At 52.2% G+C, this 10238-nt stretch carries 9 protein-coding genes and 1 pseudogene; 5 read left to right on the top strand and 5 right to left on the bottom strand.

Going from position 1 to position 10238, the window contains the following annotated elements; all coding sequences use genetic code 11:
• The 4 genes from LU196_RS18050 to LU196_RS18035 all read left to right on the top strand — a co-directional run.
• Positions 1-220, top strand: a 220-nt coding sequence (locus LU196_RS18050) for a hypothetical protein (protein ID WP_232778290.1), incomplete at its 5' end; no start/stop codon positions are given.
• 146 nt (positions 221-366) lie between these two features.
• Entirely contained in the window at positions 367-1185 is an 819-nt protein-coding gene (locus LU196_RS18045; RefSeq protein ID WP_232761187.1) for a hypothetical protein, read from the top strand.
• A gap of 148 nt (positions 1186-1333) precedes the next feature.
• Entirely contained in the window at positions 1334-1531 is a 198-nt protein-coding gene (locus LU196_RS18040; protein WP_232761188.1) for a hypothetical protein, read from the top strand.
• Between the two features lie 702 nt (positions 1532-2233).
• On the top strand, positions 2234-3994 hold the full coding sequence (locus tag LU196_RS18035; RefSeq protein WP_232761189.1) for an EAL domain-containing protein: 1761 nt from the start codon (positions 2234-2236) through the stop codon (positions 3992-3994).
• Positions 3995-4436: 442 nt separating this feature from the next.
• On the opposite strand, the gene LU196_RS18030 is transcribed toward LU196_RS18035, so the two are convergent.
• The gene (locus LU196_RS18030; protein WP_232761190.1) at positions 4437-5570 is read right to left on the bottom strand and encodes a glutathione-independent formaldehyde dehydrogenase; all 1134 of its coding nucleotides are present in this window, start codon (positions 5568-5570) and stop codon (positions 4437-4439) included.
• Positions 5571-5904: 334 nt separating this feature from the next.
• Here LU196_RS18030 and LU196_RS18025 point away from each other — a divergent pair, with 334 nt between their 5' ends.
• Complete coding sequence (locus LU196_RS18025) at positions 5905-6444, top strand: AAA family ATPase (RefSeq protein WP_232761301.1); 540 nt, start codon at positions 5905-5907, stop codon at positions 6442-6444.
• A gap of 429 nt (positions 6445-6873) precedes the next feature.
• On the opposite strand, the gene LU196_RS18020 is transcribed toward LU196_RS18025, so the two are convergent.
• The 4 genes and pseudogenes from LU196_RS18020 to LU196_RS18010 form a co-directional block, all read right to left on the bottom strand.
• A complete protein-coding gene (locus LU196_RS18020) occupies positions 6874-7170 on the bottom strand; it encodes a PIN domain-containing protein (RefSeq protein WP_370641019.1) in 297 nt (98 codons plus the stop codon).
• A gap of 97 nt (positions 7171-7267) precedes the next feature.
• Positions 7268-7504 (bottom strand): annotated as a pseudogene (locus LU196_RS20435) (ATP-grasp domain-containing protein); the annotation flags it as partial.
• A 304-nt stretch (positions 7505-7808) separates the two neighbouring features.
• Positions 7809-9074 carry an ATP-grasp domain-containing protein gene (locus tag LU196_RS18015; RefSeq protein WP_232761191.1) on the bottom strand — a complete coding sequence of 422 codons (1266 nt, stop codon included), beginning with the start codon at positions 9072-9074 and terminating at the stop codon, positions 7809-7811.
• Positions 9075-10229 carry an acetyl-CoA carboxylase biotin carboxylase subunit family protein gene (locus LU196_RS18010; RefSeq protein ID WP_232778289.1) on the bottom strand — a complete coding sequence of 385 codons (1155 nt, stop codon included), beginning with the start codon at positions 10227-10229 and terminating at the stop codon, positions 9075-9077. It abuts the gene before it with no gap.
• Positions 10230-10238 lie beyond the last annotated feature (9 nt).

Genomic DNA, 10238 nt, shown 5'->3' with positions numbered 1-10238 from the left:
GTTACAACAAGCTATTACGAGATGTTGTAAAACCTCCATGCCATTCTGCACAATCCAGCCCCTCCCCCAAACGCGTGTAGGAATAAACGACATTGCCCCTTGTGAAAAGCCGCCGCCGCCCGGCCCGTTCGGGCCGGAAGAGGTTGGTTTACATTTACAGGATGCTGTAACTACTAAAGCTTACTTTACTCGATGCATTTTTGACCTTGTGCCTATTTAACATCGGCGCTGCATCGGAGTTTACCCCTCGCTCTTCAGGACAAAGCGGCGAGGTGGGACCAGCTTCGCGTTATTCTTTAATTAAAGAAACTAAACAAAATGACGATATTACTGAAGATACCATTCGTTGTGAAAAGGAAGTGAAACATGAATGCTCTGGACGCCAACGGCACGCTTGACGCGTCATCCGTCAGCTTATTGAAATATCCGGGTTATACGCATCCGGAAGCCGCCCCAATTAAGATTGATCTCAATCAGCTCCCGCCAGCAGCAGCTTCTTCAGGCAGTGAAATCAGCCAAGAAGCGCGCGACAAAGCCCTCAAGGAAGTGGCGAAGACCAAGAGTCAGATGATACAGGCGCAAGCCAGCCATTCTTTGTTAATCAACGATCCGCAGATTGGCGAACTGGTCAAAGCCTTGGAAGATTCCACCCCGAGCGTTATCAATGATATGGCGGGATTGATCAGTACTGCACTCACCGCGCCTGCCGGCAGCGGCACGGCTAACACGCTCTCTCAGGATCTGGCGCTAAGCAAAGCAAAATTGAACTATCTGGTCACCAAGTTTATCCCTCCCGCGCAGCAGGATGCGGCAGGCGCGTTAGTGGATCGCTACGTCGAGCAGAAAGCGCAGGGACAGGATGACGTCTATATTGCGCTAAAAAAAACGCAGCTTGATATCGATAAGCAAACCGGGAACGGCGAACAAGCCCAAACCCAGCAGGCGCTCGATGCGCTGCAGCAGGGTCAGGCCGCCCTGCAGACACAGCGCAATGCTATGCTGCACCTTGTCGATGACACGACCGACAGTGCCGCCTGGTTTACCGCGCTGCGCCAGACCCTTCCCGCCTCATCCAGTGATTATGATCCCGGCCACCGCATTGAGTTAGCCCACATTGATAGCCTGCAGGCACAGTGGGAGGCGTTTACCGCGGAGGTGGCTCGCTTGACTGCCATGCACACATAAAGGGGAGCGAGCGTCCGCACCGGCTTTTTCAAGGTGTGACACATAACGCGTTCGGTAACAGATCGCTTATCAGATTTAAGCATCTCTGACCGGGGCTTACAGTAGATTCTGCACCATAGCGCCTGTCTGATAGCCCAGGAGAGAGACGATGCGTTCCACCTACCGTATTGCCCTGTTCTTTTTGTTTATAACCTTTGGATCGATGGCGAAAGCGCATATACCTGACACATTGCCTGCTGGCCACCGCGTGGGTTTTAATACCCACAGTGGCTTGGCCGACACGGCAGAAACGCCAGACGAGCATATTCGTGAAGAGGATCATTTTCATCACTGGAAAGCGCGTTAAAACGTTTGTGATGGCAAACAGAAAGAAACCGTGCGGGATGGGTCATGGCTGCCTTTCACCTTCCAGTGCCCGCTACGACAAACGACAAAAAATGTCGGCAACTAACCTCTCAAAAGCTCGCAGCAGAAAATTATCGCCCGATAACACAAATTAGGCCCCACTTTCTGCGTTACGCAGAGTTAATAATGCATGACAAAGCACAATACGAGAACGTGTTGTGCGAAACTCGCGCGACTCCACGCAGATATTATTTAATTAATTTGCTGAATTCGTCATTTCGCAGGTGGATCACCATTAGGAATGTATTACGTCTACACAGAGATGCAAATAAAGCGCACCTTTACCTCCTGCATGAATTATGTCAGCAATAAGTCATAACGTTTAAGCTAATCAATGCGTTATTATTGCTGTTGCAGTTAACCTCTTTGAATAAGCGGACCGTTAACGCGGCACTGCACGTTGCTCCCTACGGGTTACGTGCAGGGTATTTCTGCACCAAAGCGAAATTAAATAAAAATCGCGTAAATAAAACGTTTTCATAATCGAAAAATCAATGCCCTCTGCTTACAGCCTGTTATACTCCATCCAAAAGACCTCTTTTGCTTTCTTTTATTCGCAGCAAGTTAATTTCGTTACGGCTGACACATTTTATTTTTTTTATCTTCGTTTCGCTTCGGAACCAGGCCGTAGCAGGGGTCATTTATGCTCATCAATCTTGACGGCGACAGCGATCGCCGCGCGCGCGCACTCGCTGCACTGCGAAATCCGGACGCCAGCCGGGACGAGGTGCTGCAGAAGTTTGTCAGACTCGCCAGCCAGGCGCTGGGGATTCCGGGTAGTTTTATTTCTGTCTTGGATGACCATCATCAGTACATTCAAGCGGCCCATAATTTTTCCCTGAAGCACTCTCCGCGTGAGCTGTCACTTTGCCGCCATGTGGTAGACAGCGACAATATTGTCGTGGTGAATGATACCCTGCTTGATGCGCGGTTTTCGTCACATCCGCTAATTATCGGTGCGCCCTTTATTCGCTTCTATGTCGGCGTGCCGCTTAAAAACGCGGAGGGCATTGTGCTGGGGACGTTGTGCGTCACCGATACCTCGGCCCACTCTTTCAGTAATGAACAACGGGATATGCTAAAGCGCTTAGCCGCGCTGGTGATGTCTTTTCTTCAGGCCTGGCACTCTGCGGGGTTTATTGATTCCCTCACCGGATTGCCCAATCGGCAAAGACTTATTCGCGATCTGCAACTGCTGGCGGCTTCAGAACACCCCCTGACGCGGCGGCTGGTGATCATCGACTGCATTTCTCTGCCGCGGGCCATCGACCTCACGCGATCTATGGGGATCGCGTCCGTGGAAAACTTGCTGAAAGATGTGGCGACCCTGCTGCCGCTGCGTCTGAGAGCGTGCGTTGGCGAGATTTTCTATACGTTGACGACCGGCCGCTTTGCCGTACTTACCCGATCCGACAGTCTTCTGAACGCCAGCTGGGTCGCAGACAAGCTGGCGGGGATCAGTGCCGACATTGGCGAAGGCATGCAGATGGCCCTCTCCACGCACGCCGGAGAAATCACTTTTACCCCCGGACAAACCGCTGCACAGGACGCGCTGCGTCTTGCCATTAATACGCTCCACGAAGCCGTGAGCCGCGACGTGCCCTCGCTGCGCTTCGCGGATATCGAGGCGACACAGCGCACGTTCAGCGGTACGCGGTTTGCTGGCACCAGCGGCCTGAGTTTGGTTTATCAACCCCGAATGTGCCTGCGCAGCGGCAAGCCGGTGGGCCTGGACGCGCTGGTGCGCTGGCAAGATCCCGCGCGCGGCGAGCATGCAGCGGGTTTCTTTCTTCCCCTCACCGAACAAACCGAACGCCAGCACGCTCTGACGCCGTGGCTCATAGATGAGGTCATGGCGCGCTTGAAGCGGCTGCGCAACACCTGTATCCAGCTGCCTATCACGCTCACGCTAAGTAGCGCTGTTTTTGCCCAGCCCGGCTTCGCAGAGACGCTATCAGAGAAAATGCACCGCACCAAGATCCCGACGGCGCTGCTGGGCATTGCCTGCTCTGAACCTGAGCGTCTTATTGAAAGCCATGGGGCATTAGAGGGGCTGGAAGCGCTTAAACGACACGGTTTTACCGTGTCACTCGACGATGTAGGCTCTGCGCAGAGCACCGTTTATAACCTGCACCGCATGCCGTCTGAGGCAATTAAGCTTGATCGTACGCTGTTTAACGATATGTCCATGGACACGGCATCGCGCATTATTGCCTCCGGCATTCTTTCTCTGCTTAAAGAGCGTGATTACACCATGCTACCGGAAAGCACAGAGGAGAGCGAAACGGCAGAGGCGTTGACCCCGTTTAGCGATGAACGAATAAAAGCCAGCTTTCACGCACGGCCGCTGCCTGAACATGAGTTGGATGAATGGTTGTCGTGGAAACTGCGCGGCCAGTGTTAATCGGCTTGCGCTGCTGAATCGATAAATAAGAGTGAACTTTATTTGCCTGCATGTAATGCTAAGTCGATACGGCATCAACTGTCTGATGCCGGGTGGTCAGGTTCTCAGGGAGGAACGGCATGTTGCAGTCGGCTTACTATTATTTATGCCCCGATAGCGAAACGAGCGGAGAATTGCACAAGCAGGGATGTTTTATGCTGAGCGAAAAGCGAGAGCGTATTTTCTTGGGCTCTGTTTATACGCGTTACCAGGCGGTGAGTTTGGCAAGAAAGCACCGCGTAGCCGTCTATGTGTGCCCACACTGTTTGGATTGACGTCTCTGACTGCGAAGGATGGCTATGCGCGCAGCGCACCCAAGCAGCGACACAGGAAAGCGGCGTAAAAAACAAACAGGCGGTGCCGACAGAAGAACAATTCTGTCGGCAGCTTCGCTTATCGCCCTTTACGGCTTGAGAATGACTTTGGTCCAGCCTTCATCGCGATCGTCGAAATGCTTGTAGGCGTCAGGGGCTTCAGCAAGTGATAGGCGGTGAGAGATGATGTCGCCCGGTTTCGCTTTCCCCTGATGAATGAGGCGCGCTAACTGCCGGTTATAAGCTTTGACATTCGCCTGCCCAGTACGGATCGTCTGGCCTTTAAACCAGAAACTGCCGAAATCAAACGGCATCTTACCCGCTTTGGCCAAGTCGGTGGCCGCGCCCGGATCCTGCGGAACAAAAACCCCTACTACACCAATACCGCCCGTGGCTTTTGTCGAAGCAACCAGACTGTTCATGGTGGCCGAGTTATCTTCATGACCGTGTTTGTTACAGCACTGGTAGCCCACACATTCACAGCCGCAATCGGTGCCGCGCCCGTCTGTGAGATCAAGGATCCGTTGCACGGCCTCATCACCGGTGGCTTGTATGGCCGTAGCGCCCAGTTTTTCTGCCAGCGCCAGACGATCTTTGTGCGTATCGACCACAAAGACCTGCGACGCCCCTTTAATGATCGCGGAGTGCGCCGCCATCAGCCCCACCGGTCCCGCGCCGTAAATGGCCACGCTCTCGCCGGGCTTTAATCCAGCAAGCTCTGTGGCATGCCAGCCGGTAGGGAAAATATCAGACAGCATCACATAATCATCTTCTTTTTCCACCGCATCGGGCGGCAGCACCAGACAGTTAAAATCGGCAAAGGGCACCCGCAGCAGTTCCGCCTGACCCCCTTCCCAGCTGCCCATTTCTGCGAATCCATACGCCGCCCCCGCGGTGCCCGGGTTGGTGGTGAGACAGAAACCCGTTAATCCTTTTTCACAGTTTTCGCAAAAGCCGCATCCCACGTTGAACGGCAGACAAACATAGTCACCCACCTTGATACGTTCAACGCCCGAACCGACTTCCACGACTTGCCCCAGATTTTCATGTCCCAGAATACGCCCCTGCTCAAAGCTGGTACGGCCCTCATACATATGCAAATCCGAACCGCAAATGTTCGTGGTGGTAATGCGCACCAAAACATCCGTGGGGCGGACAATTTTTGCATCCGGCACGTCTTGCACTTTGACATCATAAGGGCCGTTGTAGATAACTGCTTTCATGTCTCTCTCCTGCTTGCGTCCGAAAAACCATAGCTGTCCGAACCAGTGGGTGTTGCCTAAGCGTAGTTGCCATGGGCGAAAGCGCGATCGCCCTCAGAAGGATCGGGAATGTTCTTACCGTCATTGAATCGGGTCAGCGGGTGGGACACGGGTAAGGAAATAGGTCGCTGCGGGTGGCCTGAAGCCGTTATATCCGATTCGCAACGTGCCCATATTCCTTTTCAATAATGGATGAGCAGGGAGAGAGGATGGCATAGTGGATGGTGCGTTCACGTACTTCACGGCCGATATACCCGCGCCGTACGTCATGACACAAGCAAGGGAAAAGCCGTTTATGAACACCCCGTTATCTTTAGACGCACTGGGCCCACGTATCTGCATTATGGGCCCTTCCAACAGCGGCAAATCGACGCTGGCCAGTGCGATAGCGATGAAAATGTCCTTACCGCTTATCCATTTAGATCAGCTTTATCACTTGCCGGATACGCAGTGGCTTCCGCGGGATCCTTCTGCGTTTTATCGCTTACACGCTGAGGCGATAAAGCAAGAGAAATGGGTGATCGAGGGCAATTATACAAAATGCATACGTGAACGATTCGAACGCGCCACCGGATTAATTTTGTTGGATATCTCAACGCCGATCGCGTTGGTGCGCTATATCCGACGCTGTTATGCCTTAACGCCCCGTATTGGTGGCCTCCACAGCGGCAAAGATCCGGTCACCTGGGCGATGCTGAAATACATTACACTGACCGCACCTAAAAATCGGCTGCGCCACCGAGCACTGTTTGATCAGACCTCCCTGCCTAAACTGCTGCTGACATCGCCCCGCGCGATGCGTGCCTGTTATGATCAGTGGGGACTCACGCCGTAGCGATTTTTTGTCGCATTCAGGCCCGGTTGTCATCGAGGGTGAGAAGCCGCTTACGCATGTATGCTGCACGGATTGCAAAGCGCTTGAGGGCGCGGATGCCCGCAGCAGAACTGCATATTTTTGCCAGAAAGTTTAGCATCAAGGCGACCTGAGCTCGGAGCGAATCTATCAACTGGATGAGGTATACACGTGATGGGTTGACCACATTCGATAAAGGCAAGCAGGTCATCTGCGTCAGCGGTTAGGACCTTTATCACTTGCTCAGCCACCGGATCGCACTGCCTGATTTGCTTGAGCAAGATCCGGCACGCAGCTGACACGCGCGGGCCTTACACGCAATTTGACCGGCATTACACATTTAAAAATTAACGACCCGCCACACCAGACTAACAAGCCGGGGTTTCCGGATATGTTGTCAGAGCCAGCAAGTTACCTTGCCCAGTCTTCCAAGGCCAATCCCGGTACCCGCTCAAATTCCCGCGTGTTATTGGTCACCAGGATCGCCCCTGTAGCAATAGCATGCCCCGCGATTGCGGTGTCGTTCGGACCGATCGGTGTGCCAGCCAGCCGCAGCGCCACCCTAAGGTCCGTCGTGGCGTCGACCGCGTTTCGGTCCCAAGGGAGGATGGCATCGAAGCGCATCTCTGAGTAAGTGATGGCTGAGACGACGATACGCTGAATCGGAGTCCAGGAATAAAATAGCCTGAGCAAATCTTGCAGGTTCAGCTCTCTCTGGTAAGAAAAGATCTGAACCGTTCAGTTTATTAAGAAGCGCGTCAATCATATCGAAATCCCATGCATCACGAATAATATCCGTAACGAAACTTCCCGCAATGCGGGGATTAACTTCAATAATATGAACGCTGTCAGATTCGGTAATGCAGTCAATATGAACAGGACCCCAGCAAAGATTCATTGTCGCTACGACGCGCTCACAAAGCGCAGCAATATTCCTGATGTCTTTCGCACTGAGGTCGATTTCCGAGGTGTATCCCCGCTCAATAAATAAATCACCGGCTTTTTTTTCTTCTTCATAATGCCTGCAAACTGGCCATCGAATATTTCAACGCAGTATTCCGGGCCGTTTATAAAGCTCTCTATCACTATATCTCCGGAGGGTATAATTCAGGCAGGGCTTTATACATTTTCTTGAGGCATTCCATATAGTCTGAAACGTCAGTCGGGGTGTAACACTTGCTTATCCCTAACTCGCTGACCCTTCAACCGGCTTTACTACAACGGGAAGGGTAAAATGTTCAAACCGGGATTGATATAACTCATCGCCCGTATGAGGAATGAGCGCGGACAGATGACACTGGCTGTAAGCTGTAGGTAAGGCCGCCTGTGCGGCCTTTTCAAATCTCTTATGCGGGCTGGGCTGAGGCCTGAGGAACCATAAAGTATTCATTTTCAATTGCCCTGATCGTTTTCCAGTCCCTGTTCAGCTGTTCAAAATTTTCATGAAACAACCCGACCATGCCAATAGCTGTCTGCAGGCCCGTGGTGATCTGAAGCTGACCACCCGGTTTTACCCACCGCTTTACGCTTACAAATGAAGGCAGGCTTTCAATTCTATCCCAAGGGAAATTCTGTAACTGACGGCCGGAAACCGGAGAAACCAGCAGGACATGTCCGCAGTAGCCGCTGAATCCCGGGGCTTTCCCGATGCTGTCAATAAAGTGTGCATTGTTGACAAACGCGTTGACGGTAGCGGACACATGATTTTCCCCCGTCACCGCCGTCGTCAGTAAGGGATCGAGGCTTCCATGCAGACGGGAATTCAGCTCAACGATTACCGGCCCGTCGCCGGTTAGCATGACTTCCATATGGGACGGTCCGAATTTAAGGCCTACTGCATCCAGTACTTTTTTTGCGTAATCAATCAGCGCCAGGAATCTGGGCTGGGTATGATCAACCACCATCATTTTTTCAAGGCGCGGCGATTCCCGACGATCCCGATCCACTTCCCATACGCTGACAACCTTGTGGTGGCCATCAAAAGAGACGATATCAACAATGTACTCCTGTCCTTGCGTGCACGACTGAACAAGAATTTCATTCTGATCTTCATCATAATAGGATTTTGAGTTAAGAATGTTGTCCGCTGCTTCCCTCACCTGCGAAAGGGAGTGGCATACTTTTACTCCACTTACGCCGGCACCGCGGGTAGGCTTCACCACAACCGGCAGGGTAAGGTGAGCTCGCGTCCATTCAACAATTTCGTCTGAGTGTTCTGACTGATACTGCTTCGGCGTGAGAAGCCCGCTACGGCGCAGGATTTCTATCTGCTCAAATTTATGGCGGCGTGCCTTTGCCAGATGGACGGGATTTTTGTATGGGACATCAAGCGCTTCGGCAAGCTCGGCCGCAAGCTCAATGCCGCTGCCCCCGCCCGGTAAAACCACGTCAATCTGCAGATCATTCAGGCTCTCTGCCAGCGCGCGGATGTCACCCTGGTAGACAAGACTGCGTATATAGTCAGTATGATTGATCTGTGCCTTCAGGCGTTCCGGCAGTGCCTCACGGCTCAAGACGTGAACACACTGAATCCCGTAGGAACGAAAGGCCGGCGCCAGATACGCGCTGGTTGATGCACCATCCACGATAACCACAGTACTTATTAATTTCATTTAGTTAATCTCCGGCTTAAAATTCTGCATCAGATTTCTGACGTAAACGAATGCCCTGCGCCTGCGGTTACTCAGGTGCTGCGGACCGTAACTGATGTGCATCAAGTGGTTTTTGATCTCTCCCTGCTCGGTAAATGACCAAGGTAACGGGTCGCTTTCGAGGAAAAAGTTAACGCAGGCGTAAGCGTCAGGCAGAAAGCTCGCAGGAACCGTGACATCTTTCCCCTGGAGCTTATTCACAAGGTTTTCAACCATATCAAAGCCATAGGCATCCCTGACAATGTCGCAAATAAAGCTGCCTGCAATTCTGGGATTTAATTCAATAATACTGGTGAGACCATTGTGGACGATGCAGTCTATATGAACCGGGCCCCAGCCAAGCCCTGCAGCTTCAACGGCCCGGGCACCTGTCCCGATAAGGTTTCGAAGGGTCTGTTCATCAATATCCAGTTCTGACGTATAGCCGCGTTCCAGAAATTCAGTACCGTACCGTTTGGATTTGCGCATGGCCCCGACATAATGACCGTCGAAATACTCCACGCAGTATTCTCTCCCGGATAAATACTCTTCCAGCAGGACAGTATCGCTGGGCACCAGATCCGGTCGCTGCTCTTTCTGATTAACCAGATAGTCGAGATGGCTGATTACCTCAGAGTGCTGACTGCAAAGCTTCACGCCATTACTTGCTGTGCCTTCCGAGGGCTTTACAACTGCTGGCAGCTGCATTTTGAGGAGTGCATTCTCTCTGGCCTTATGATCTGAAAGGCGGAATTCAGAATATCCGGGCGTTGGGATGTTGTTATCAGTGAATATTTTTTTCTGCTGTAATTTTGATACCGCACGGGTAACGGCGAAGGCATCGGGTCCCGGAAGACCAAGTGCCGAATTTACCTGTGCTGCAACACACGCGTAAACATCATTAATCGTGGTAATTCTCAGCTCCTGTTCCGGCCTGAAGTATTCTTTTTTAATCCACCCGGAAATGATGCTGACATCTGCAGGCAAATATTTTATTTCAACTTCCGGAGGGAAAATCCCCTCCAGTCTGTCTTCAGGGTTGCTGACAATGGTGACGGCCATTCCTCTTTTCAGTGCGGTGCTGACCAGTGCCAGGCTTGTGCCTGTTTTCCGGGTGCCTATAATTACAAGCCTCATCATGCTCCC

Origin of the sequence: Pantoea sp. Mb-10, assembly GCF_021272205.1 — a bacterium.
In the GTDB taxonomy this organism is placed as follows: domain Bacteria; phylum Pseudomonadota; class Gammaproteobacteria; order Enterobacterales; family Enterobacteriaceae; genus Pantoea.
The sequence above is the reverse complement of the archived record's forward strand: the minus strand, read 5'-3'. Positions and strand labels throughout refer to the sequence as shown.